Source organism: Clostridium sp. RTP31139st1_H3_RTP31139_211217 (assembly GCF_040227035.1).
Classification (GTDB): domain Bacteria; phylum Bacillota; class Clostridia; order Clostridiales; family Clostridiaceae; genus Clostridium; species Clostridium saudiense.
Genome location: NZ_JBCOAB010000016.1, coordinates 1 through 26,969, shown reverse-complemented (window position 1 = coordinate 26,969; position 26,969 = coordinate 1). Strand labels below are relative to the sequence as shown.

The window sequence follows — 26,969 nt, the reverse complement described above, 5'->3', positions numbered from 1 at the left end:
ATGAATAATAATGTGAACAATAGAAAAGGCGGAGAAAAGAAGAAGAATAACAATAATAAGTTCTTATTAATTTATGTTGTAGTAGCTTTCTTGTTTTTATATTCATTTTCGACAGCTAAGGAAATGTTAACGACAAAGGAAATTTCATATAATGAATTTGTTCAAATGGTTAAAGATAAGGAAGTTAAAGAAGTTACTGTAGATGGGACAGCACTTGTAATAACACCTCAAGATTCAAGTGATATGAAAGGTAAAGTTCTTTATACAGGAAATGCAGATAATCCAGATTTAATACAATTATTAATAGATAATGACGTACAGTATTATCCTCAAATAACAAAGCAACAATCTGTATGGATGGACTTTATTATATTAAATGTACTTCCATTAGTAATAATGTTCTTTGTGGTTAGATTTATATTTAACAAAATGTCTAAAAAAATGGGCGGAGGTCCAATGGGCATGGGTGGCATGGGTAAAAGTAATGCCAAAGTATATGTTGAAAAAGATATAAAAGTAAGTTTTGAAGATGTTGCAGGGCAAGATGAAGCTAAAGAATCATTAACAGAAATAATAGATTTCCTTCATAACCCTAAGAGATATACAGAAATAGGTGCTAAATTGCCTAAGGGTGCTCTTTTAGTAGGGCCTCCAGGGACAGGTAAGACTCTTATAGCAAAAGCTGTTGCTGGTGAAGCAAAGGTTCCATTCCTTTCAGTTTCAGGTTCAACTTTCGTTGAAATGTTTGTTGGTATGGGTGCAGCTAAGGTAAGAGATTTATTTAAAGAAGCAGAAAAAATGGCTCCTTGTATAATATTTATAGATGAAATTGATTCTATAGGTAAGAGTAGAGATAATCAAATGCAAAGTAATGATGAAAGAGAACAAACTTTAAATCAATTACTTACTGAGATGGATGGATTTGATACATCAAAAGGAATAGTTATTTTAGGTGCAACTAATAGACCTGAAATATTAGATAAAGCGCTTTTAAGACCAGGTAGATTTGACAGAAGAGTTATTGTTGATAGACCTGACTTAAAAGGAAGAATTGCAATATTAAATGTTCACTCTAAGGATGTTAAGATGTCACCAGAAGTTAACTTAGAATCAGTTGCAAAGGGAACTCCAGGTGCTGTAGGTGCTGACCTTGCTAATATAGTAAATGAAGCAGCTTTAAGAGCAGTTAGAAGTGGAAGAGAAACAGTTATTCAAGAAGATTTAGAAGAAGCAGTTGAAGTTATAATTGCTGGTAAAGAAAAGAAAGATAGAATTCTTTCTAAGAAAGAAAGAGAAGTTGTTGCATTCCATGAAGTTGGGCATGCATTAGTTGCTGGACTTTTAGAAGGAACAGATCCAGTTCATAAAATTACAATAGTTCCAAGAACAATGGGTGCATTAGGATATACTATGCAACTTCCAGAAGAGGAAAAATACCTTGTTTCTAAAGAAGAATTAATGAACCAAATAATGGTTATGCTTGGTGGTAGAGCTGCAGAAGAGGAAGTGTTTAATCTTGTATCTACAGGAGCTTCAAACGATATTGAAAGAGCAACTCAAACAGCAAGAAATATGGTTACTATTTATGGTATGACTGATAACTTTGATATGATGGCTTTAGAATCAGTTCAAAACAGATACTTAGATGGTAGAGCAGTTAGAAATTGTAGTGAAGAAACTTCTACTTTAGTAGATAAAGAAGTTTTATCTATAATTAGAGAGTGCCATCAAAAAGCAAGAGAAATATTAAGAGAAAATAGAGATTTATTAGATAAGATTTCTGAATACTTATTAGAAAAAGAAACTATTTTCGGAGATGAATTCTTTAAGTTTGTATATGAAAAATATCCAGAATTAAAGGAAAAGAGAGAAGAAGAAAAGAAAAGCAGAGAGCTTGAAAATAACAAAAAAAAGGCAGATGAAGTTTCAGAAGAAATTTCAGAAGACTTACAAGATGCTAAAGTAGCACAAGAAGTTATTGAAGCTGTTGAAAAAGAAGAAGAAGATATAATGAAACAATCATCTTCTAATGATGAAGTTATATTAGATATGGACAAAGAAAAAGAGTCTGAGGAAGAAACTAAAGAAGACTAAGATAAGGCTTAAAAAGTATATTAAAACTCAGAAAATAAACTAAAAGATAAATTATAAATAGGTATAATTAATAAGGGGTTAAGCTATTATTTTATAGCTTAACTCCTTTAAACTCTTAACTATAAATATACTTTTAACTCAAAACTATTAACTATTAACTAACCGAAGGGGTGCGTGGAGCTTTGAATAAATTTGAATTTTTACAAGAAGAACAAAATTTAGAATATACTCTTAATTTATTAAGTAAAGAAATATTAAATTACATACAAAAAAGAAAAGATGTTGCAGATTACATATTAGAGTATAGAAAGAAGTTTATTGAAGAATATAGAGATGATGAAGATAAAGTAATGGAATACTTTGACCATGAGAGATATGTCAAAGAGGAAATGTATAGAACTATAGATAGAAAGTTAGCTGAATTTACAAAGTTAAAAGAATCTCCTTACTTTGGTAAAGTTAATTTTGAGGATAATGGATATGCTGAAGAAATTTATGTTGGAAGATATGGATTAACTCCGGAAGGAAGCTTTGATGCAGCAATAGTTGACTGGAGAGCACCAGTTGCTTCATTATTCTATAAAGGAACATTAGGAAATACTAGTTATAAATCTCCAGAGGGGGAAGTTCCAGTTGATATATTAGCTAGAAGACAAATACTTATTAAAAAAGGTAAGCTTGAGGGCTGCTTTGATTCTGATGTAGATGTTAAAGATGATATTTTACAAATGATTTTATCTTCAAATGCTGGGGAAAAGCTTAAGGATATAGTTATGACTATCCAAAAAGAGCAAGATGAAATTATAAGAGAAGAAAGAATGAAAGTTGTAGTTGTTAATGGAGTTGCAGGTTCAGGAAAAACAACAATAGCACTTCATAGAGTTGCATATCTTTTATATAATTTTAGAGAACAATTAGGAGATAAAGTATTAATATTAGGACCTAATGATATATTTATTGATTATATAGGGGATGTCCTTCCTACTTTAGGAGAAAGTAATGTTAATCAACAAACATTTGCTAGTTTTGCAATAAATGAAATTGGATTACATGAACCAGTAATTGATATTACAGCTTATTTAGAAGAAGTTCTAAATGGAAATGAAGAAATAATAAGTGAGATAAAATATAAGGGCGGGGAAGAATTTATAACTGTTTTAGATGAAAAATGTGACGAATTAGAGGCTAACTACTTTAATTTTAAACCTGCTAAATTCTTTGATGAAGAAGTAGTTTCAGTAGAAGAAATTAACGAGTTATTTGAAAAACATTATAAATACATGCCTTTATTTAGAAGAAGTCAAAAGATAAAGAGAATTATTACTTCAAAGCTTAAAGATAAGAGAGATGAACTAGTAAGAAATTTAAATAATGAGGTAAAAGAAAAATTATCAGCTCTTTCAGAAGAACAATTAGTAATTGAACAAAACAATATAGAGTTCCAAAGAAAGATAAGAATTAGAGAAATTGTTAGAGAACTTATGACTCAAAAAAACAATTTAGCTAAATGGATAGATAATGAAAGTATTGTAGACATTTATAAAGAATTTACTAAGACTCAAAACTTATCATACTTAGATTTACCAGCAATACTTTATTTAATGATTAAACTTGATGGTAAAAAAGTTAGTCAAGAAATTAAGCATATAGTAATTGATGAAGCTCAAGATTATAGCATGCTTCAATTTATTGTATTAAAAGAATTAACAGGTTGTAGAAGCTACACTATAGTTGGAGATGCAAATCAAAGATTAATTAAAGTAGAAGAAACACCTGCAATGCTTAGGTTAAAATCTTTATTTGGTGGATTTGTTAAGAACTATGCTTTAAATAAGAGTTATAGATCTACATTCCAAATCATGGAGTATGCAAGTAAATTATTAAATGAAGATGCAATAGTTCCTTTTGTTAGAAAAGGTAAGTATGATGTTGAAGAAATTGATGTTAAAGATCAAGATGATTTAATTGATACTATTTTAGAGACATTAGAAGATTATGATGATGAAAATTATGATAATATTGCAATAATAACTAAGGATAAGGAACAACTTAGAAGAATAGCGCCAGAGCTTAAAAAGTTTACTAAGCTTTTGGCATTTGATAGAGAAGATGTTATTTACAGAGGTGGGAAAGTCATAGTTCCTTCTTATTATGCAAAAGGACTTGAGTTTGATGGAGTTATAATAGTTAATTTTGATGATAATACAGATGATTTAGTAAAATATATTATGGCAACTAGAGCTCTACATAGATTAAAGGTAATTAATTTTAAATAAATAGTAGGACTGCAAAGTTAATCGAATGAATGGATTAACTTTGCAGTTTTTTTATAGTCAGAAGTAAATATATATATTAAAATTAAATGTCTATACATTTGATTTTAAATATGTTGGTAAAGAATGAAAGCGATATGAATTGGAATAAGAAATTAATATTTTAAGGAGGTTGTTTTTAATAAAGTGTATATAAATAGTGCAAAATGAGTATGAAAATAAAAAAACAAAAAATATTTTAAAAAACGCTTGAAATGTATAGACAATGGATATACAATGTATACATAAGGTAAGTAAACGAATACATGAATCAAATAAATGTTTGGAGGTATATATTATGATAAAAATTATGTTAGCTTGCTCAGCAGGTATGTCAACAAGTTTATTAGTAACAAAAATGCAAGAGGCTGCAAAGGAAAAAGGAGTAGAGTGTGAAATCTGGGCGATTTCAGAAGTAAATCTACAAAGTGAAATTGAAAAGTGCGATGTTTTATTATTAGGGCCACAAGTTAGATACATTTTAAGTAAAGCTAAGGATTTAGCAGCACCACACGGAATTCCAGTAGAAGTTATTAATATGATGGATTACGGAAGATGTAATGGTAAAGCTGTTTTAGAAAGAGCATTAGAATTAAAGAAATAAGATATAAGTATGATTTAAAGAAAGTGGTATTGAGAATTAATGGGAAATTATAAAAATATCAAGATAAAGGTAGGGGAACGATATGGAAAAGTTTATGGCTTTTATGGATAAGTACATTACACCATATGCAGCTAAGATGGGAGCACAAAGACATTTAGTAGCAGTAAGAGATGCTTTCGTTGCAATGATACCGTTAACAATAATAGGTTCGTTAGCAACACTTATAAATAACGCACCAATAAAGGCATTAAGTAACTTTTTAGCAGATAATACATTTGGACAGCAAATAAAATCATTAAACGGAGATATATGGTTTGGAACATTAGCTATTATGGCTTTACTTTTAGTAATAGGTGTTGCATATAATTTAGCTAAATCATATGAAGAGAATGGGCTTCAATCAGCAATGATAGCAACATCAATATTTATTCTTTTAATTCCACAAGTTGCAAAGATTGCAATTGATGGACAACCTGCAGTAGAAGGTTGGGGATTCATTGGAGTTGCATACTTAGGAACAGGAGCATTATTTACAGCAATTATAATAGGAATTTTATCAACAGAAGTATTTATTAGATTAGGAAAACTAAAACAATTAGTAGTTAAAATGCCTGAGGGGGTTCCACCAGCAGTATCAAGATCATTTGCTAAGTTAATCCCAGGTATGTTAACAGTAGTTATATTTGCAGTTGCAGGATTATTAATAAGATTAGCAGCAGATGGACAATTCTTAACAGATTTAATAAACAAATACTTAGGAATTCCATCAAGTAATATAACAGATACATTACCATCAGCTATATTGATAGCATTCTTTATTCATGGATTATGGTTTGTTGGTTTACATGGAGCAAATATTGCATTACCTTTCACAGGAACAATGTTAACTAACTTAGGAGCACAAAATGCAGAAATGATTCAAAATGGAGCTCCATTAGATCAATTACATGTATTAGCAGGACCGTTCTTTGATGCTTTCGTATTCATGGGAGGATCAGGAGTAATAATTGGATTATTAATTGCTATAGCAATTGCAGGTAAGAGAAGAAGAGATATGCTTGCTTTAGGATTAGCACCATCAATCTTCAACATTAGTGAACCAGTAATATTTGGATTACCAATCGTATTAAATCCTATATTCGGAATACCATTTGTAATAGCACCAATAGTTACAACAATAATATCATATTTATCAATTTCATTTGGATTAGTTCATCCAATAATAATGGCAACTATGCCTTGGACTACACCTCCAATACTTGGTGGATTTATGGCAACAGGACATTGGTCAGGAGCAGTTTTATGTATAGTTAATATAGCAGTTTCAATCTTAATATACTTACCATTCGTGGCTATGGCAGAAAAGATGGATGCTAGAAAAATGGAAATGGATCAAGTAGCTTAATTGATATAGAAAAATAAGCATAGGAGTTTGGAGTTAATAAAAGAATAAAGTTGACATAAATGTTGACTTTATCCCAAACTCAAAACTCCTAACATTTTATATTTTGTTTTATATTCATTTACAAAGTGAGTAAAAATCAGCATATAAAATGCTATCTTAAATGAGATTATAGAAAATAAGAACTATTAAATAAAATACAATACATACAGATTAATTAAAGCAAATTTATAAATATAAATGTTAGGATGGTGGACAATATGAAAAATGGTATTAAAAATAGTTACAATCGGTGGAGGATCAAGCTATACTCCAGAATTAGTTGAAGGATTTATAAAAAGACATAAAGAGCTACCTGTTAAGGAATTATGGTTAGTTGATATAGAAGAAGGAAAACATAAGTTAGAAATAGTAGGAAATCTTGCCAAAAGAATGGTAAAAAAAGCTGGAGTGGATATGGAGGTTAATCTAACTTTAGATAGAAGAGAAGCATTAAAGGATGCTGATTTCGTAACTACTCAATTAAGAGTTGGATTATTAGATGCAAGAATAAAAGATGAAAGAATTCCGCTTTCACATGGAGTGATAGGTCAAGAAACTAATGGAGCAGGTGGATTATTTAAAGCACTTAGAACAGTTCCAGTAGTATTAGATATAATTAAGGATATTGAAGAACTTTGTCCAAATGCATGGCTTGTTAACTTTACAAATCCAACAGGAGTAATTTCAGAAGCAGTATTTAAATATACAAACTTTAGAAGATATATTGGATTATGTAATGTTCTAATAGGTGTTAAAAATGGTATGGCAGACATATTAGAAGTGGAAAAAGATAGAGTAGAAATGGACTTTGCTGGACTTAATCATATGGTTTATGCATTGAATGTAAGATTAGATGGTAAAGATATAACAAAAGAAGCAATTGAGAAATTCGTTACTTCATCATTAACAATGCAAAATATAAAGGATATTCCTTTAAATGCTGATTTTGTTAGAGCACTAGGAGTTATTCCTTGTCCATATCATAAATATTACTATAAACATAAAGAAATGTTAGAAGAAGAATTAGAAGGATTCAAGGATGGAAAAACTAGAGGAGAAACTGTTAAAGCCTTAGAAGACGACTTATTTGAATTATATAAAGATGAAAATTTAGCTGTTAAACCACCACAATTAGAAAAAAGAGGTGGAGCATACTATAGTGATGCAGCTTGTAACTTAATAAACTCAATTTACAATGATAAGAAGGATATTCAAGTTGTAAATACATTAAATAATGGAGCAATAAGAGACTTTAGAGAAGATTCAGCAGCAGAAATGAGCTGTGTAATAACTAATGAAGGTCCAAAACCTTTATCAGTAGGATATTTACCAGTTGCAGTAAGTGGATTAGTTACTGAAATAAAAGCATTTGAAATATTAGCAGCAAAGGCAGCAGTTGAAGGTGATTATAATGCAGCGTTACAAGCATTATGTATAAATCCATTAATACCATCAGATGACTTAGCTAAAACTATTCTAGATGAGATGATGGAAGCACATAAAGAATATTTACCACAATTCAAATAGAAGAGGTGTTAATATGACTAAATTAATAGTAAATGCAGATGATTTTGGATTAAGTGAAGCAGTTAATTATGGAATAATATCAGCATATAAAAATGGAATAGTAAGATCAACTACTATAATGGCAGGAATGCCAGCTTTTGATCATGCTGTTGAACTATTAAAAGAAAATAAAGGGTTAGGCTGTGGAGTTCATATGACTTTAAGCTTAAATAAACCTGTTTTAAATTATCATAAGACAATAGTAGATGAAAATGGTAACTTTTATAGAAGAATAACTAATGAACTTATAGAAGAAAAGTTTGATTTAGATGAAGTATACGAAGAATTTTGTAGCCAAATAAATAAGGTTATTAATAGTGGTGTAAATGTTGATCACTTGGATTCTCATCATCATGTTCATACATTATCAAGTTTAAAACCTGTTATAGAGAAAATAGTTAAGAAGTATAATCTTCCTATAAGAGGTGGATTTGAATCAAAACTAGATTATGACAAAGTTATACCAATGACAGAAAGTTTTTATAATGAAAATGTAACAGAGGATTATTTTGAAAAATATATGGATGAGCTTAAAAAGCATGATGTAATAGATATCATGTGTCATCCAGCATTTGTAGATGAGTACTTAGTTAATTCAACATCTTATGCAATGCAAAGAATGAAAGAATATAGTATTTTAACATCAGAAAAAGTACAAGAATATTTAAGAAAAAATAACATAGAACTTACTAATTACAGTAAGCTTTAGGAGGATATAAATATGAACGAAGAATTAATGGAAATATCATTTGGTCTTATAGCTAATGCAGGAGAAGCTAAAGGATTAGCATATGATGCATTAAGCAAAGCTAAAGCTGGTAACTTTGAAGAAGCAAAAGAATTAATAAATAAATCAAAAGAAGAAATGCATAAAGCTCACGCATTCCAAACTAAGCTTATTACTGAAGAAGCTTCAGGAAATAGCGTAGAAGTAAATGTGTTATTAATTCATGCACAAGATCATTTAATGAATGCTATGAATTTTTAACAACTAGCTGAAGAATTTATAGAAGTTTATGAAAGATTAGTAAAGTTAGAAAATAAATAAGCGAACCATTTTTTATATTATATATCTTATACATTTTATACATTTAACGGTATGGCTTAAGAAAATATTTCTTAAAGTTATATCGTTAATTTTCTATAAATAAAAATAATATACAAAAATTTAGAGATGTAAATATGATATAATAGAATATATATACTATTATTATTTGTATATACATCTTATATTTATAGTAGTATACAAAGGAGTTTAAAGAATGGTTGAACCAATGTATGTTAAAATAGAAAAATATTTAAAAGAATTAATTGATTCTGGTGAAATAAAGCAAGGTGAATTATTACCATCAGAAAATAAATTATGTGAAAAATTTAATGTTACAAGAATGACAGTAAGATCAGCTTACAATAATTTAGTTAAAGAAGGCTATATAACAAGAAAAAGAGGTATAGGTAGCATTGTTTTAGCTAATAGAATTTCTGACAATATTAGCAATATTCAAAGTTATACTAAGGAAATGATTAATAAGGGGTATAGTGTAATAACTAAATTAATTAGTTTGTCTATAGTTGAAGCTGATAAGACTATAAAAGATAAATTAAATTTAGAATTGGGAGAAAATGTTTGGGAAGTTAAAAGAGTAAGGTATGCCGAGGGGTCGCCGGTTTCATATATGATAACTTATATGCCTGTAAAGATGTTCCCCAATTTAAAGAAAACTGATTGTGATTCGTTATATAAATATTTAGAGAAGTGTGGATATAAAATATCTACGGCACAACGTGTAGTTGAAGCATTAATATCAAGTGAAGAATTAATGGAACTACTAGAATTAGAATGTGAATCACCTATTCTTCATATAGAGCAAGTGGCAATATTAGAAGGTGGAGAAGTTTTTGAATATTCACATACATATCATTATGGATATAAATTGACATTAAATGCTGCTGTAGATAAGTATTGAAATTGGATATAAATACAAGAATATATATTAATTAATGTAAATATTAAATTAGGCTTATAAGTAGATTATATATGTAGTATTTTGAGGAATTAAGACGGAAAAGTTTATAATTATACAAAATTATCTTTACAATATACATAAAAAAATGTATATTATAAGTGACAAATAGATATGAAGTAGGTAGAGGTTGCGATATTTAATAGTATGTTTGCGGAGGTAAGCACAGTGATGTAAACAGAAAGGAAATTTCGCCGAAATGTATAGCTAATGCTTTGAGGCTATAACATTGGGGTTATGTAGAAGATACATAACACTGTCACAGTTCGCTTTGTGAGGAGCTATCACTAATATGGTTATATTTTTACAAAAGATAAGAGTTAAATTTTATTAGTTTTTGTTAGTAATATAGTCTTGAGTGATAAACTCAAGGCTTTTTTTGTTTTAATTAAACTGTGAAGAACTATCACTTATTAGCATGAAGCTTTTAAAAAGATATCTCCTTCAACTAGAATGTCACATAATAAATTCAGGGGGGATTTTAAACTAATGCAAAACGTAGTAGAAAACGAAAGAAAAGGTTTTTGGAAAAAATTTAGTAATGGAATAAAAGTTCCACATACATTAGTTATTATTTTTTCAATAATAATATTAATGGCAATAGCAACATATATAGTTCCAGGTGGAGCATATGAAAGAGTAGTTACAGAAGTAAATGGACAAAGTAGAACTGTAGTATTAAATGGTTCATTCCAATATGTTGAAAATGAAGCACAAGGATTATTTTCAGTAATGCAGGCACCGATAAGCGGATTAGAGCAATCAGCAGAAATTATAGCATTCTTATTTGTAGTTGGTGGGGCATTTAGTTTAATAACTAGAACAAAAGCAATAGATTCAGCTATTGCTAAAGTTGTTAATATTTTTAAAGGCAATGAATTATTAATAATTCCTATTATATTTACACTGTTTTCTCTTGGAGGAGCAACTTTTGGTATGACTGAAGAGGCTATACCATTTATAACAATTTTAGTTCCGTTAATGTTAGCACTTGGATTTGATAGTATATTAGCAGTAGGGATAAGTTACTTAGGATGTATCGTAGGGTTTGCAACAGCTATGCTTAATCCATTTACAGTAGGTATAGCACAATCAATAGCTGAAATTCCACTATTCTCAGGATTAGCATACCGTACTATTTTATGGGTTATAACAACCGCTGTAGGAGTTATATTCTTAATGATTTATGCAAGAAAAATTAAGAAAAATCCAGAATTTAGCCCAATGTATAAATTAGATGAAGAAAAACGTAAAAAATTAAGTCAAACTCAAAGTGAGGAAATTAAATTTACAGTTTCACATAAAATTATTATTGCATCTATCGGTGTTTGCTTAGCAGTTATTATATGGGGAGTTCTAAAAGCAGGATTCTGGATTCCAGAAATAGCAGCTGTATTCTTAATAACAGGAATATTTGCAGGAATAGTTGGTGGATTAAAAGCTGATGAAATGGCAGAAGCATTCATAGCAGGAGCTAAGGATATGATTGGAGCTGCTATGGTAATTGGATTTGCAAGAGCTATAGTTATAATTGCTGAAAATGCTCAAATTATAGATACAATATTATATGGTTTATCATCATTTATAGGTAAATTACCATCATTATTAGCTGCATGTGTAATGTTACCAGTTCAAATGTTTATAAACTTCTTTGTTATTTCAGGTTCAGGACAAGCGGCGTTAACTATGCCAATATTAGCACCACTTGGTGATTTACTTGAGATATCAAGACAAACAACAGTTTTAATATTCCAATTAGGAGATGGATTCTCAAATGCTATCTTCCCAACATCAGGAGTATTAATGGCATGTCTTGGAATGGCAGGAATACCATATTCAAAATGGGTTAAATGGATTATGCCATTACAAATAATCTTATTTGCACTTGGAATTATATTTGTAACTTGTGCAATGATGATGGGATGGGCTTAATTTAGTTAATAGTTAAATTAGTAATTAGGTTATCAGTTAGAATTAATGGTTAATAGCTAAGTTAGCTGGTTAAGAATTAATAGTTAAAAGTTAGATCAATATTTAAGAGTTGGTAAGTAATAGTAAATAGTTATTAGTTAGTAAGTAATAGTTAGGAATTATAAGTTTGTAGCTTATAATTTGTAGGTAGTAGTTTAAGAATAAATTCAATTAAACTGAATTTTAAAGGAATATTAGTAATAAGCTCCTAGAGGCTTTATATTCAACTACTAACCTAAAACTATTAATTACTAACTAAATTTCTTATTAATTTGTTTTACAAGGGAGGAAGAATAAATGAAGGAAAGAATATATAATGAAGGTCAATTAATTAAAGAAAAATTAGTAGAAATAAGTGATTACATATACAATAATCCAGAGCTAGGAAACGAAGAATATAAAGCTGTTGAAGCATTAACAACATTCTTAAAAGAGCATGGATTTGAAATAGAATGTCCTTATGCTGGGATGGAAACAGCATTTAAAGCTACTTTTGATAGTGGAAAACCAGGAAAAACAGTAGGATATTTATGTGAATATGATGCACTTCCTGAAATAGGACATGGATGTGGACATAACATGATAGGGCCTATATCTTCTGGAGCAGGAGTTGCATTAAGTAAAGTTTTATCTGAAATTGGTGGTAAAGTTATAGTTTATGGAACACCAGCAGAAGAAACAAATGGTGGAAAAGTTATTTTAACAGAAGCTGGAGCATTTGATGAATTAGATGCAGCAATGATAGTACACCCAGCAGGGGAAACAAGAGCAAGTGGATCAAGTAATGCACTATATGCAATTCAATTTACATACAAAGGTAAAACAGCTCATGCAGCAGCTTGTCCAGAGAAGGGAATAAATGCATTAAATAGTGTTATTCAATTATTCAATGGAATAGATGCACTTCGTCAACATGTAACTCCAGATGTAAAAATGCATGGAATAATTGTTAAGGGTGGAGTTGCTGCGAATATAGTTCCAGATGAAGCCGTAGCACAATTCTATTTAAGAGCAGAAACTAGAGAAAAAGTTTATGATGTTTTAGAAAAAGTTAAAAAGATTGCCGAAGGGGCAGCCTTAATGACTGGTGCAACTTTAGAAATGGATAGATATGAATTACCATATGATAACTTAAAAACTAATGAAACATTATCAGAAATGTTTAATGAAAACTTAAGAACATTAGGAATTACAGAAATAAATGCTCCAGAAAAGAGCTTAGCATCAAGTGATATAGGTAATGTGAGTCATGTTGCTCCAACAATTCATCCGTATATAGGGTTAACAGATTGTCCGCTATCAGGGCATACAACTAAAATGGCTGATACTACAACTACAGATAAGGCTCATGATAGATTATTAGTTGCAGCATTAGCATTAGCTTACACAGGGTATGATGTTATAGTTAAAAATGAAGATTTAAGAAAATAAATAGATTATGTTGATAAAAAGGGATGGTTATTTTTAAACCATCCCTTTTTATACTAAAAACTTTATTAAATGAATAAATTTTATAATAATGCGGTTTAGAACTTAAGTCATATGTTAATAATCATAACTGGTGATGAGTTATGAGAAATGCATATAAAAAATTAATTATAAATCAGAGAAGAAATAATAAAATTATAAATGAATTAAAAGTAGATAATATTGAGGATAAAAGTGAAAAATGCCCATATTGCGAATGTACTGAATTTATTAAGTTTGGAAGTTATAAAGGAATTCAAAGATATAGATGTAAGAATACAAAATGTGAAAAAACATTTACTAAGGAGAGCAATAATCCTTTTAGATGTTCTAAAAAATTTAAGGAGAACTGGGTAAAATACTATGATGTTTTTATTAATGGACTAACATTAAGGGAATGTGCTAAAGCATTAAATATTACTTTAGTAACGTCATTTTATTGGAGACATAGATTTTTACATGATTTAAAGATAAAAAATCATATTGAAAGAATAGATTCTTATGTAGAGTTTACTAAGCTAGTAACAACTGAGAATTTTAAAGGTAGTAGAAATATAAATACTAAAGAAAGAGATAAGATTGTAACTATTAATGGTGTAAATGATTCTATTAACATAATTTCAGTTATAGCTGGTAGAAGGTACTTTGGATTTAATGAAATAAAGAAAAAATTAATACAACGCATAGATGAGAAGGCATACATAGTTGGAATGATAGATGCAAGACTTGATTATTTTTGTAAAGTATTCATAGAAGTAAATAAGAGCAAGTTAAATGAGAAAATTGAGAAAAACACTCATAGAAAGTATTCTATTAAAGCTAAATTATGGCTAAAAAAATTTAGAGGTATTGCAAGTAAATACCTAAGTGATTATTTAAGTTTGAGGGCTTTTGAATATAAAAATAATGGTGAATATAAAAATTGTATACCAATTGAAGAAAGAATAAAATTTAAAATTAATTTAGGTGTAGAAATAAGTACGTATATTACATGGAATTCAATAAAACTAAAAGAATTAGAAGTATAAACTTAATTCTAAAAATAAAGTGTTGATATATAGTCAGAAAATGAGGGAGAATTTTTATTATATATTGTGATGATTAAGAAGCCACTATTCAAATTAGATAGTGGTTTAGTTGTGCTACTTAAAAGTTAAAAAAGGTTGCTTTTTCTAGATTATATATAAATGAAATTTATAGTCAGACATAAGATTATAGAGTAGCAGTTAAGTCCTATACGAATCTGTTATATCAAATTGTTGTTAACAACAATTTGATATAACAGATTCGTATAGGGATGAAAGACATATGATATACCCTTGAGATGAATTAGTGTAAAATGATTTATGTTATAGTGAATAAATAAAAATAAATAAAATGAATTTGCTTTGTAAAAATATACAAAATATGAGGTTTGATAAAAATTAAATATTAACTTATCAAATTATATTTTAATTCCAAAAAGAGAATAAGTTTTAATCGATGGAATGAAACAGGGAATATTAAAAATGTAGTATCATATTTTTGAGAAAAAAACATATTTAAATTATTGGATTATGGTTAGTAATTTAATTGGTTGTTAAGTAAAAAAAGTAAAAGGAGATTACATCAATATTTAATAACATTGATGTAATCTTTTTAATTTATTCGTATTTACTTAATTTCTTAATAACATTATCATAAATATCATTAGCAACAGAAAAATCCATTGCTTTAATATAATAACTTTCTAATTCGTCATGTAATATATGAGCATTATGGATTAAAGAAATACTCTTATTAACTAATTCATAGAATAAATTACTATTATATTTTATATCGTCAATTTTTGAAGATGGTAAATTAGATTTAGTGTAGTCAAATAAATTATATTCAATACCAGTATAATTAGCTTGGTTAATTTCATTATTGCTTATAATGCAGGTTGATAATTCAGGAATAAAAATATGCTCGATTCTTTCAGGAACAAAAGGATCATGCATATATTCAATAAAGAAACCTTTCTTTTGACCACTACTGCCTATAAATTTTAAAATATCAGTCTTACCAAAGCCAGGGCCACCTGTTAATACATATTTCTTTTTAAATTCACTACTAAGCTGATCAGCATAAGTAATTATTCCATCAGGTGTAATTGCAGTTGCGAAAAGATGACGTTCGCCGCCATATCCAATTTTATCAGACTTAAAGATATTATTTTTTAGGTTTTCGATAATATTAGAAATCTTATTAGAATCTAAAGATTCGTAATTTAGACTGCTCCAATCATCATGAATGCATTTAGCAGAGCCTAAATATCTATAAGCTCTTTTAAAGTTCTTACCAATTTCCTTGTTTAAAGAGATAATTTCTTTTTTGTTTTTAGAAAGTACATCCATATCTAAGGCATCACCCATATTAAGTATTTCATCTACAGCTCCAGGATTTATAGGATCAACAATGTGTGGAGATGTACCATCTAATAAAGCTATGTTTAATTCTTTAATTAAAACTCCATCTAAAGAATTCGGATCTGAAGAACAATGATGATATTCTATTGTATATCCTTTTTTGCTGAAATAAGCAGCAATTTTTTTCATAAGTTGAGATTTTCCAGTACCAGGGCCACCTTTTATACAAAGTATACGTTTTGCATCATCTTGAGAAAGTACATATCTATAAAATGAATAGAAGCCTTTAGAGGTGTTTCCACCAGGAAAGAGATGTCTCTCTTTTAGTGTTGTCATTAATTTCACTCCTAATAAAATTAAGTTATTCATAATATTTTATTCATGATGGATATAAAAATGGACAAATTTAATGAAATAATTTAATTTTAATATTATTGCTTGCTATTTTTGAAAGAAAATATAAATATATATGCAGAAGATATGTATAAAATATGTATAAAAAACAAGGAAATTGTAGGAAAATATTATAAATTTCATAAATGTTATATAAATATTCATAAAAACTATAATATTTATGCATAAATATAAAAAAATATAAAAAAATCAAAAAGAGTGTTGCATAAATATGATAATGTGTTGTATAATTATACCGAGGTTAAGGAAAAGATTAACAATGAATAGTCGAGGGGGATTTAAATATGAAAAAAGGATTAATGAAAAAAGTGATAGCAGCAGTAATGTTAGGAGTAATGACTATGGGTTTTGTTGGATGTGGGGCATCAAGTAACAAAGCATCAGATAATAATAGCACTGACTTATTAGAAACAATACAAGAAAAAGGTAAATTAGTTGTAGGAATGAGCGCGGATTATGCACCATATGAATTCCACTACATAGATGAAAATGGAAAAGATGTTATTGGTGGATTTGATGTAGATATAGCTAATGAAATAGCTGATGCAATAGGGGTTGAATTAGTAATTCAAGAAATGGATTTTGATGCATTAGTATCAGCATTGCCAGCAGGAAAGGTTGATGTTGTAATTTCAGGAATGAATCCAACTGAAGAAAGAGCTAAAGTTGTAGATTTCTCAGATATCTATTATAACTCACAACATGGAATATTAGTAAGAACTGAAGATGCAGACAAGTATAAAACATTTGCTGATTTAGAAGGTGCAAAAGTTGGAGCACAACTAGGATCAACTCAAGAACAAATAGCAAAGGCAGAAATTCCAAATGCGGATTTACAATTACTAGCTAATGTTAATAATTTAATATTAGAATTGAAATCTGGAAAAGTTGATGCAATAGTAATGGAAAAGCCGGTTGCTGAAATGGCAGTTAAAAATAATCCAGATTTAGCAGTAGGTGAACCTACTTATGAAGAAAAAACTGGTGGTAATGCAGTAGGTGTTGCTAAAAATAATCCAGAATTATTAGCTAAAATAAATGAAGTTATAAATGAATTAAATGAATCAGGAAAGATGGACGATTATATATTAAAAGCAAATGAATTAGCTGCAAGTACAGGAGTTGCTGAATAATAAATATAGAATTTAGTTATAGCAGTTTAGGGGATGTAACTATGTTCTCTAAACTGTTAAATAGTAAATTTTATTAATATATTACTATGAATAGTTGATATTGAGGGGGATGAAAAAAATGAATTTTGATTTTAGCTTCGTGCCAAATTATTTACCTTACTATTTTGAAGGGGTTAAATATACATTATTAATTTCGTTAATTACAGTATTTTTTGGAGCACTATTTGGATCTTTATTATTCTTTATGAAGACGTCAAACTTTCATATTTGGAAGATAAAGCCTTTAAAGATAATAGCGGTTGTTTATATTGAAATAATTAGAGGAACACCAATGTTATTACAAATCTTAATTATGTATGCAGGATCTAAGATGTTCTTTGGAATAGATTTAAGTCCATTTACATCAGCAGTTATAGCAATTGCATTAAATTCAGCAGCATATGTATCAGAAATAGTAAGAGCTGGTATAGAAGCAGTAGACAAGGGTCAAATGGAAGCTGCAAGAAGTTTAGGAATGAAAAAGAGCACAGCAATGATGTTAATTGTAATACCACAAGCTGTTAAAAATATCTTACCTGCTATAGGTAATGAATTCGTTGCAATAATTAAGGAATCATCAATGGCTTCAATAATAGGTGTTAATGAATTAATGTTTGCAGGGAAAGTTGTTGTAGGTTCTACATATCTTGGATTAGAGCCATACATAGTAGCAGCAGTATTTTACTTTATTATGACATTTACATTAGGTAGAATTATATCTCTTATAGAAAGGAGAATGAAAAAAAGTGATTCACGTTAATAATCTTCATAAAAGTTTTGGAAAAAATGATGTTTTAAAAGGAATAAATGAGCATATAAAAAAAGGTGAGGTTGTAGTTGTAATAGGACCATCAGGATCAGGAAAAAGTACATTTTTAAGATGTTTAAACCTATTAGAAGAACCTACATCAGGAGAAATAGTATTTGAAGGAAATAGTATAACTGATAAAAAGGTTGATATAAATAAGATCAGAGAAAAGATGGGGATGGTATTCCAACAATTTAATTTATTCCCACATAAGACTGTATTAGAAAACTTAACAATAGCACCTATTAAGGTTAAGGGGATTAGTAAGGCTGAAGCAGAAAAGAAAGCATTTGAATTATTAGAGAGGGTTGGCCTAACTGATAAAGCAAAAGCTTATCCATCATCACTTTCAGGTGGACAAAAGCAAAGAATAGCAATAGCAAGAGCTTTAGCTATGGAGCCAGATGTTATGCTATTTGATGAGCCAACATCTGCATTAGATCCAGAAATGGTTGGTGAAGTATTAAGTGTTATGAAAGATCTTGCAAAAGATGGTATGACAATGGTAGTTGTTACTCATGAAATGGGATTTGCAAGAGAAGTTGGAGATAGAATTTTATTTATGGATGCAGGAAATATAGTTGAACAAGGAACTCCAGAAGAAATTTTCTCACATCCAAAAAACTCAAGAACAATAGACTTTTTATCAAAAGTATTATAATTTAGTTAAACTAGCTATATTAAAGGAAGATTTATATAATAAATTTTTCTTTGATATAGCTAGTATTTTTTTATTTATTAAAAAAATACTACTAATAAACCTATTAACCATATAATAAACTATTAGTAGGAGTAATAACATTGGAGGATATATGGACAAAATCTTTAATTATGATTTTCTAAAGTTAGAGTTTAGAGATATATATGAAGATTTAAATGAATTAAAGGGACAAACTAGTCCAGAGATGATAAATAAAGATGTAGATGCTGTAATTGATGATATTATTTATTATATATGTAAACAAAATAATATATTATATGATGAAAATGTAGGATGGTTAAAAAGGTTAGATATATTGAAAGAGATGGATGTTATTCCAAATGAAATATTACAAAAAATAATATTATGGAGTAAAAAGGCTAAAAGTAATGAACACGATTATGAAAATGATCAAGAGCTTATTGAAATGAAGCTATTATATGAAGTGCTTGTCTGGTTTGTAATTAATTATGGTAACGAGAATTATTCTTTATTTATAAGTGATTTATTTGAATCAGAAAAAGAAATATTTAAGAAATATCTAAAAAAAGACAAGGGTGATTTAGAAAGTAAGAAAAAAATAGAAAGTAATATTTTAGAGAAAACAGAGGCAGAAGAGGTCTCACAGGAATTAGTTGAGTCTGGAGAAAAATATTATTTTGGAAGGGGGGTAAAGAGAGATTATAAAACTGCATATAAATATTTTCTAGATGCAGCAAAAATGAATGATGAATATGCTGAAAGTTATTTAGGATTATTTTATGATAGAGGAATTGGAATACCTAGAAATTATGAAATGGCATATCAATGGTATTATAAAGCTGCTAGTAAAGGTAATGCTTTTGCACAATATTCTATAGGGGTATTATATTCTGAAGGTAATGGAGTACCAAAAGATTATTATAAGGCTTTTATTTGGTTCCAAAAAAGTGCTGAAAATGATTATTCTGCTGCATATTATCAACTTGGAAGATGTTACTACAATGGGTTTGGTGTAGAAAAGGATGTAGATAGTGCATTTAAATGGCATAAAAAAGCTGCTGAAAATAATTTTCCAGCATCACAGTATGCATTATCCTTAATGTATAAGAATGGAGAAGGGTGTGAGGAAAACTTAGTTAGTGCTTATTATTGGATTGAAAGAGCTGCTGAAAATGATTATGAAGATGCATATTATATTGTTGGAAGATCATATTTAGAGGGGATATATCTAGAACCAGATTATAAGAAAGCATTTCACTATTTATCTAAAGGATATCTAGCATTAGATACTAATTGTATAGAATCATTAGCAGAAATGTATTTAAAGGGATTATATGTTAAAAAGGATGTTTATACTGCTTTAGAGCTTTATAATAAGGCTATAGAATTTGGAGATAAAAGTATTTATTTTAAAATTGGTAAAGTATATGAGGAGCAAGGATTAATTAATCAAGCTATTAGTGCATATGAAGAAGGACATGAAGAGGGAAATTTAAAATGCACTCAAAGGCTTGGAATAATGTATTACAATGGTGATGGTGTTGAAAAGGACTTAGAAAAGGCAATAGAATATGTTAGTATTGCAGCTGCTAAAAAGGAGCCACATGCTATGTATGTACTTGCAGTTGCATACTTAAGATTAAATAAATTTGGAGATAAAACAACTGACATAGTTAAGAAATTATTAAAAGAAGCATATGAATTAAATTCACCATATGCAGCAGATTATTTAGCTTCAATTATGATTAATGAATTAAATGAAGGTAAAGAAGTTAATAGAGCAGAGTTAGTTAAATATATTAGATTTGGAGTAGAAAATGACCTTAAGGAATCAATCTTTAAGTTTGGTTATATATATGAAAAAGGAATAGGTGTATTACAAGATTATGAGGAAGCCTATAGTTATTACAATATTGCAGCAGAGAGGAATTGTATTAAGGCAATGATTAAGCTTGGAGATTGGTATAAGAAAGGAATTTTTCTATCAAGAAATATAGATTTAGCTATTAAATGGTATGAAAAGGCTGCTAATAAAAATGGAATTGAAGGAATCGAAAATCTTATACAAATATATGAAAGGGGAATAGGTGGGAGAAGAAGTGATATTAAAGCAATTTATTATGTATTTAAATTAATAGATTTGGATGCCTTAAAGGGAAAAGAAAGACTTGTATATTACTGCTTCAAAGGAATAGGTGTTGAAGAAAATAAGGAAAAGGGATATGAATTAATAAATGAAATTGAAGAAATAGATAAAGGTACTGCAAATTTCATTAGGGGGTATTTAGCTGAAAATAATCTAATTGAAATGAATAGTGATGAAATAATAAATTTATATCAAGAAGGAATAGAACTTGGAAATCTAGAGTGCTATGGACAGCTTGCAAATTATTTATATAAAAATAATTTATATAACAACCCTAAATATGAAGAAGTCTTTAATATTGCAATGGAGGGAGAAGCTTTAGGCGTTAGTAAATGTGAGTATGTAATTTTAAAGGAAAAGCTTAAAGAATACGAAGAGAGTAAAATAGTTACTATAGAGGAATTAATCGTTTTAAGGAAATTAAGTAAGCTTATTAATAAAGGAATATATGAAGTAATTAATGATTTAATTAAATGGTATTCTGAAAGAAAACCTGAAGATAAACTTTTATATTATCAATTATTAGAAGATAAAATTTATTATAATTTGAAGGAGTAAACTTAATATAATTGGAATGTCAAATTTATTATATACACTCCTTTGAGTTAAATTTAGAATATCAATTAAAGTATTATTATTTAAAAATAAAAAATAAAAAATAAATGGAGAAATCCAATGGTAGACTTCTCCATTTATTTTTTGAGGAATTTATAATTTAATCAATATGAATAAATTATAATAATTTATGCTTATATGAAATATATGTAACAAAAATATATTTTAGTACATTATTATAAGCAAATATGGTATCTGTCGTAATTAAATAACAGCGAATAATAATTCATCATAAATAATATTTTCAAAGTTTTATTAACTGCATGATTAAATTATAGCATGTAATAAAGGAATTTTATATTGTAATAAAATACAAAAAAAACATAAAATTTATGCTATAGAGCTAAATCAATAGTGATAACGCAACGGTATTCAGGGGCTTCTTTTTTAATGTCAGTCTCTATTTTAGATAATAATTTAGTATGAGATTCTGCATGTGTAAGCTTTGTTGGACACACTTCAATATCAAATACAAGATTCTTTTTATCATGATCACCTACAACTCTGAAATCATGAAAAGATTTTACTTCATCATATTTAAGAAGTATTTTTTCAACCATTTGTCTAGCTTCTCTTATTTCTTCAGTATCAACACAAATAGGATCCATATGAATTACTAAATAAATATTTAGTTTTTTAGAAATTTCCCTTTCAGCAGCATCTATAATATCATGAATTTCCATGATATCAATGTTACTAGGAATTTCAGCATGGATTGAAGCCATAATTCTTCCAGGGCCGTAATTATGAACAATTAAATCATGAATTCCAGTGATATTATCATAAGACATAACCATATCTGTAATATTACTTACTAAAACAGGGTCTGGTGGTTCTCCTAAAAGTGGACTAAGTGTTTCCTTAATAAGAGAAAATCCTGAATAAACTATAGCTAAAGCAACGATTATACCGATATATCCATCAATAGGAAGTGTTGTAAACTTTGAAATTAAAAAAGAAATAACAACAGTACTTGAAGTGAAAACATCGCCCATAGCATCAGTTGCAGTTGCTTTTAAAGTAGATGAATTTATTTTATTACCTATAGATTTATTAAATTTAGATAACCAGAATTTAAAGCCAATTGAAATAAGTAATAATAAAAATGGTATCATTTCAAAGGTTACTGGAGTAGGGTTAACTATCTTTTGAAATGAAGTTTTTACAAATTGTAATCCTACAAGCATAACCATAAATGAAACTATCATTGCAGTTATATATTCGATACGTCCATGACCAAATGGATGCTCAGCATCAGCTGGTTTATTTGCCATTTTAAAACCTATAATAGTTATTATTGAAGAAGCTGCATCAGATAAATTATTAAATGCATCAGCTAAAATTGAAACTGAGTTAGAAAGTAAGCCAACAGATAACTTAATTAAAAAAAGAAGTGAGTTGGTAATTATTCCAATGATCCCAGCAAGATTAGCGTAAGATTCTCTAACTTTAACATCTGATACATTTTCAGAGTTTTTAACAAATCTTTTTACTAAAAAATTTGATAACATAAGAATCCTCCCATATTTATTTTTTATTAATATATAATAAAGTATTTATTTTTATGAAACATATTATTTCCATTTATGCGTCTTATTATATTATGCTAATTTAATCTAATATAAAAGTCAACTATAGAGAATTACAAGTTTGAAGAATGACAAGCAGTATGAGTGAGAAGTTAAATGAATTTATTAAGATGTTAAATAGTACTATATAGTTCTGTTATATCAAAATGTTGTTAGGATAGTATGTAGAACTGTTATACCAAAATGTTGTTGGGGTAGTATGTAGAACTGTTATATCAAAATGTTGTTGGAATAGTATGTAGAACTGTTATATCAAAATGTTGTTGGAATAGTATATAAATTTGTTATAACAAAATATTGTTATATAGTTAGTTTTATTTAATAAATTTCCAAATTTTAATTTGTTCAAATAGAATTACTAATATTAACAAAAATGAATGGAGAGTTTCCTAAAATGAAAATTCATATTTTTAAATGAGTTGAGAAAAAATAGCAAATGAAGTATAGTAAAATATATACAACAAGTAAAGGAGCAAATGACTATGGAAAAGAATCTAGCATTAGAATTAATAGACTTCTTATATGATAGCCCAAGTGCTTGTCATGGAGTTAAGGCTACTCAAAAAATATTAGATGCAAATGGATTTATAGAAATAAAAGAAGAAGACAAGTGGAACTTACAACCAAAAGGTAAATATTATGTTGTGAAAAATGATTCAGCATTAATTGCTTTTGAAGTAGGTACTGGAGATATAGAAGAAACTGGACTAAGACTTATTGGAGCACATACAGATGTACCAGGATTTAGAATAAAACCAAATCCACAAATGATAAGTGAAGGTAAATATGTTAAATTAAATACTGAAGTTTATGGAGGACCAATACTTCATACTTGGTATGATAGACCTTTAGGAATCGCAGGTAAGGTTGCATTAAAAGGAGCTTCTCCATTAAAACCAGAAATAAGATTAGTTAACATTAATAAGCCATTATTAATAATTCCAAGTTTAGCAATTCACATGAATAGAGAAGTTAATGATGGATATAAAATCAACAGACAAGTTGATACATTACCTTTATTAGGACTTATAAATGATAGGTTAGAAAAAGAAGATTACTTAATGAATATTCTTGCTAATGAACTACAAGTTAATAAAGAGGATATACTAAACTTTGAACTTGGATTATATGAATATGAAAAAGGATCATTAATAGGAATGAATGAAGAACTTATTTCTTCAGGAAGATTTGATGATTTATGGATGGTATTTGCTGGAGTTAAGGCATTAGTTGATAGCAGAGAAAATGCTGCAACTAAGGTTATGATTTGCATAGATAATGAAGAAATAGGAAGCTTAACAGCTGAAGGTGCTAATTCTACATTATTAAATAATATATTAGAAAGAATTACACTTGGATTAGGAAAAGACAGAGAAGGATATTATAGAGCTTTAGCTAAATCTATAATGATATCAGCTGATTTAGCGCATGCTGTTCATCCTAACTTAGGAGATAAGCATGATCCTACAAATAGACCAGTTCTTGAAGGTGGTCCAGTATTAAAGATAGCTGCATCAGGAAGCTATAGTACTGATAGCTTTAATGGAGCTGTATTTGCTAGTGTTTGTGAAGCTGCAGGAGTTCCATTCCAAAAGTTTGTTAATAGATCAGATGTTAGAGGTGGAACTACAATAGGTCCTGTAACATCAGCAAATTTAACTATTCCTGTAATTGATATGGGAGCACCAGTGCTTGGAATGCACTCAATAAGAGAATTAGCAAGTGTTAAGGATAACTATTATACTGTTAAAGCATTTACAGAATTCTTTAGTTTATAATTTATGATATAAATATATTTTAAGTTAGCTGTGTCAAAGCTACAATGTGTATTAAAAAAATTAATGTTGCAGTAGATTAGACACAGCTTTTGTATTCTTTAGAAAAGTGTATTTCCTAAAGAGTTATTGATAATTTTAAGAAGTATTGATAATTTTTTTTTAGTAGCAGAAACTTATATTCTGCGAAATAAATTCTTTTATAAAAATTAGTTTATAAATTGATATATGTATTAGTCCATTTAAAATTATAATATTACATTAATGATTATTATATAAATTACTGTTTGGATTTTATAATATATGTTGAATAAATTATTAGTGTTTTTAATAATTGTTGAATAAATTAATTTTTTATATTTCACAATAATTGAGGAGTTATGAAATATTATAAAAACTAATCTAAAGTAATAGAATTGCTTACATCATCGTTAATAATTATGGAAGTTCCGTCATCATTAAAAGTAAAATTATTACTTTCAGTATCAATGATTAATTTACATTGTTCTACTGTAGCGCTACTTAATTTTGTTAAAGTACCAGCCTCTAATGGTAGATTATCACCTTCAAAATCGGAACCTATTGAATCAGTATCAAAACCAGATTTATGCCTTATAGACTCATAAGCAGTAACAATAGATTTGGCTTCATTTAAAATACCAACCTTTTTAGCTTCAGTAAGATAATTTCCGAACCTTGGAATAAATGCAGCAGCAAGAATTGCAATAATGGCCATAACAGCAACAAGTTCAACTAAAGTAAATCCATCATTTTTATCCTTTCTTTTAAGTTTAAAGAATTTTTTTAGCTTTTCTAAATTAAAATTATATTTTATCATTTAGTCACTCCTATAAAATAAATTTCTTAACTCTAGGCCTAGTTAAGTCTTTACGAAGTCTTACCTAGAATAGAAAAATATATACAAACCTAAACAAAAATTTTAACTTTTTGTGAAAAGTTCTAAAAAATATGAATAAATTAAGCCTAAAACGGATAAAACAATAATAAGAGATGACAAAGAATAAAATTTATTAATATTAAATAAGCATTCTGCTAAGAGTTTATAAAATATTGAAATAGAAGTTAATGATAATATGTTTGTTATGCATTACTACTGTTTTTTTAATTTTATATAGTGTTATCTCTTTGGAGGATTTTGAACTATTAATTCAAGGATAGGTATAGTGTATCTTTATTTTATAATATTGAGAAAATATCGATTTCTTGGATATAAAGTATATTGTAAAGAAAAGCTTTATAAAGGAATATGATGGTTCAAGAGGTATTTTAATATTACTGAAAATAATATTAAGCATAATTTCGGATATTTTCATTTAAACATACTGCAATTAGAATGATAAAGAAATTTATCAGGAGATAACAAAATTATGTATAATACACTTGAAAACAAATCATAGAGGGTAAAGGACTATCTTTTAATATAGAAATAATAGTTTCAAAATCCTTTTATATTTAAAAATATAAAGTATAGTATGAACTATATATTAATTTATAAAAATATAATTTGGAGAATAATAAAAATCATATAATAATTGTAGTAAATATAAAAATAGAAAATAGATAATAGATAATGAACAATGGCGAGTAGATGGCAGAAAAATAAAAACAGAGAATTAAGAGAAAAATAAAAGAATAGAATTAAGAAATGATAAAGAGTTAAAAATGATAAAGATAAAAGTAATAAAAAATAATAAAAGTAATAAAAGTAATAAAAAATAATAAAAAAAGAAGTGATAAAAGATGACGTAATAAAAAATAAGTAGTGATAAAACTACCCGAAAGACTTATCACTACTTATTTATATGATAAATTACAATATCAAGTGCAACACTAATTAATTGCAAAAAAAATAACCCATACGGGTACGTTCATGTT

The 26,969-nt window shown here is 28.1% G+C and carries 19 protein-coding genes and 1 riboswitch; of the genes, 16 read left to right on the top strand and 3 right to left on the bottom strand.

From position 1 onward, the window contains the following. From ftsH to ABUA17_RS08705, 11 genes are all read left to right on the top strand, one after another. Nucleotides 1-2,094 carry an ATP-dependent zinc metalloprotease FtsH gene (gene ftsH, locus ABUA17_RS08755; RefSeq protein WP_042397596.1) on the top strand — a complete coding sequence of 698 codons (2,094 nt, stop codon included), beginning with the start codon at nucleotides 1-3 and terminating at the stop codon, nucleotides 2,092-2,094. Between the two features lie 182 nt (nucleotides 2,095-2,276). Further along, complete coding sequence (locus tag ABUA17_RS08750) at nucleotides 2,277-4,370, top strand: HelD family protein (RefSeq protein ID WP_195952711.1); 2,094 nt, start codon at nucleotides 2,277-2,279, stop codon at nucleotides 4,368-4,370. A 334-nt stretch (nucleotides 4,371-4,704) separates the two neighbouring features. Beyond that, nucleotides 4,705-5,010 (top strand): PTS sugar transporter subunit IIB, encoded by a 306-nt coding sequence (locus tag ABUA17_RS08745; RefSeq protein WP_042397590.1) that lies wholly within the window; start codon nucleotides 4,705-4,707, stop codon nucleotides 5,008-5,010. A gap of 82 nt (nucleotides 5,011-5,092) precedes the next feature. Continuing rightward, nucleotides 5,093-6,415, top strand: a complete 1,323-nt coding sequence (locus tag ABUA17_RS08740; RefSeq protein WP_288161057.1) for a PTS sugar transporter subunit IIC — start codon at nucleotides 5,093-5,095, stop codon at nucleotides 6,413-6,415. A gap of 264 nt (nucleotides 6,416-6,679) precedes the next feature. Further along, the gene (locus ABUA17_RS08735; RefSeq protein ID WP_195952597.1) at nucleotides 6,680-7,981 is read left to right on the top strand and encodes a 6-phospho-beta-glucosidase; all 1,302 of its coding nucleotides are present in this window, start codon (nucleotides 6,680-6,682) and stop codon (nucleotides 7,979-7,981) included. Nucleotides 7,982-7,994: 13 nt separating this feature from the next. Beyond that, nucleotides 7,995-8,729: a chitin disaccharide deacetylase gene (gene chbG, locus ABUA17_RS08730; RefSeq protein WP_042397581.1), complete on the top strand. Its 735-nt coding sequence runs from the start codon at nucleotides 7,995-7,997 to the stop codon at nucleotides 8,727-8,729. Between the two features lie 12 nt (nucleotides 8,730-8,741). Further along, the gene (locus ABUA17_RS08725; RefSeq protein WP_195952596.1) at nucleotides 8,742-9,008 is read left to right on the top strand and encodes a PTS sugar transporter subunit IIA; all 267 of its coding nucleotides are present in this window, start codon (nucleotides 8,742-8,744) and stop codon (nucleotides 9,006-9,008) included. A gap of 274 nt (nucleotides 9,009-9,282) precedes the next feature. After that, nucleotides 9,283-9,987, top strand: a complete 705-nt coding sequence (locus ABUA17_RS08720; protein WP_055275284.1) for a GntR family transcriptional regulator — start codon at nucleotides 9,283-9,285, stop codon at nucleotides 9,985-9,987. A gap of 173 nt (nucleotides 9,988-10,160) precedes the next feature. Then, a riboswitch (Lysine riboswitch) is annotated at nucleotides 10,161-10,336 on the top strand. A 197-nt stretch (nucleotides 10,337-10,533) separates the two neighbouring features. Further along, nucleotides 10,534-11,976 carry a YfcC family protein gene (locus tag ABUA17_RS08715; RefSeq protein WP_042397575.1) on the top strand — a complete coding sequence of 481 codons (1,443 nt, stop codon included), beginning with the start codon at nucleotides 10,534-10,536 and terminating at the stop codon, nucleotides 11,974-11,976. A 336-nt stretch (nucleotides 11,977-12,312) separates the two neighbouring features. Continuing rightward, the gene (locus ABUA17_RS08710) at nucleotides 12,313-13,446 is read left to right on the top strand and encodes a M20 family metallopeptidase (RefSeq protein WP_042397570.1); all 1,134 of its coding nucleotides are present in this window, start codon (nucleotides 12,313-12,315) and stop codon (nucleotides 13,444-13,446) included. 140 nt (nucleotides 13,447-13,586) lie between these two features. Continuing rightward, nucleotides 13,587-14,510: an IS1/IS1595 family N-terminal zinc-binding domain-containing protein gene (locus tag ABUA17_RS08705; RefSeq protein ID WP_042397567.1), complete on the top strand. Its 924-nt coding sequence runs from the start codon at nucleotides 13,587-13,589 to the stop codon at nucleotides 14,508-14,510. Between the two features lie 615 nt (nucleotides 14,511-15,125). Here the strand turns inward: ABUA17_RS08705 and ABUA17_RS08700 are convergent. Beyond that, nucleotides 15,126-16,208 (bottom strand): PRK06851 family protein, encoded by a 1,083-nt coding sequence (locus tag ABUA17_RS08700; RefSeq protein WP_042397561.1) that lies wholly within the window; start codon nucleotides 16,206-16,208, stop codon nucleotides 15,126-15,128. 362 nt (nucleotides 16,209-16,570) lie between these two features. On the opposite strand from ABUA17_RS08700, the gene ABUA17_RS08695 reads away from it, so the two are divergent. The 4 genes from ABUA17_RS08695 to ABUA17_RS08680 all read left to right on the top strand — a co-directional run bounded on the left by ABUA17_RS08695 (nucleotide 16,571) and on the right by ABUA17_RS08680 (nucleotide 21,652). Continuing rightward, on the top strand, nucleotides 16,571-17,419 hold the full coding sequence (locus ABUA17_RS08695) for a transporter substrate-binding domain-containing protein (RefSeq protein WP_195952595.1): 849 nt from the start codon (nucleotides 16,571-16,573) through the stop codon (nucleotides 17,417-17,419). A gap of 118 nt (nucleotides 17,420-17,537) precedes the next feature. Continuing rightward, nucleotides 17,538-18,218: an amino acid ABC transporter permease gene (locus ABUA17_RS08690; RefSeq protein ID WP_042397555.1), complete on the top strand. Its 681-nt coding sequence runs from the start codon at nucleotides 17,538-17,540 to the stop codon at nucleotides 18,216-18,218. Further along, a complete protein-coding gene (locus ABUA17_RS08685) occupies nucleotides 18,205-18,927 on the top strand; it encodes an amino acid ABC transporter ATP-binding protein (RefSeq protein WP_042397552.1) in 723 nt (240 codons plus the stop codon). Before ABUA17_RS08690 ends, ABUA17_RS08685 begins: the two co-directional genes overlap by 14 nt. Nucleotides 18,928-19,078: 151 nt before the next feature. Then, a complete protein-coding gene (locus tag ABUA17_RS08680; protein ID WP_055291540.1) occupies nucleotides 19,079-21,652 on the top strand; it encodes a tetratricopeptide repeat protein in 2,574 nt (857 codons plus the stop codon). A 392-nt stretch (nucleotides 21,653-22,044) separates the two neighbouring features. Here the strand turns inward: ABUA17_RS08680 and ABUA17_RS08675 are convergent, their stop codons facing one another. After that, complete coding sequence (locus tag ABUA17_RS08675) at nucleotides 22,045-23,220, bottom strand: cation diffusion facilitator family transporter (RefSeq protein WP_042397550.1); 1,176 nt, start codon at nucleotides 23,218-23,220, stop codon at nucleotides 22,045-22,047. A 560-nt stretch (nucleotides 23,221-23,780) separates the two neighbouring features. Between ABUA17_RS08675 and ABUA17_RS08670 the strand changes: the two genes are divergently transcribed. Beyond that, nucleotides 23,781-25,076 carry a M18 family aminopeptidase gene (locus ABUA17_RS08670; protein ID WP_195952594.1) on the top strand — a complete coding sequence of 432 codons (1,296 nt, stop codon included), beginning with the start codon at nucleotides 23,781-23,783 and terminating at the stop codon, nucleotides 25,074-25,076. Nucleotides 25,077-25,470: 394 nt separating this feature from the next. Here the strand turns inward: ABUA17_RS08670 and ABUA17_RS08665 are convergent, their stop codons facing one another. Further along, complete coding sequence (locus ABUA17_RS08665; protein ID WP_052330640.1) at nucleotides 25,471-25,911, bottom strand: prepilin-type N-terminal cleavage/methylation domain-containing protein; 441 nt, start codon at nucleotides 25,909-25,911, stop codon at nucleotides 25,471-25,473. Nucleotides 25,912-26,969: the final 1,058 nt, after the last annotated feature.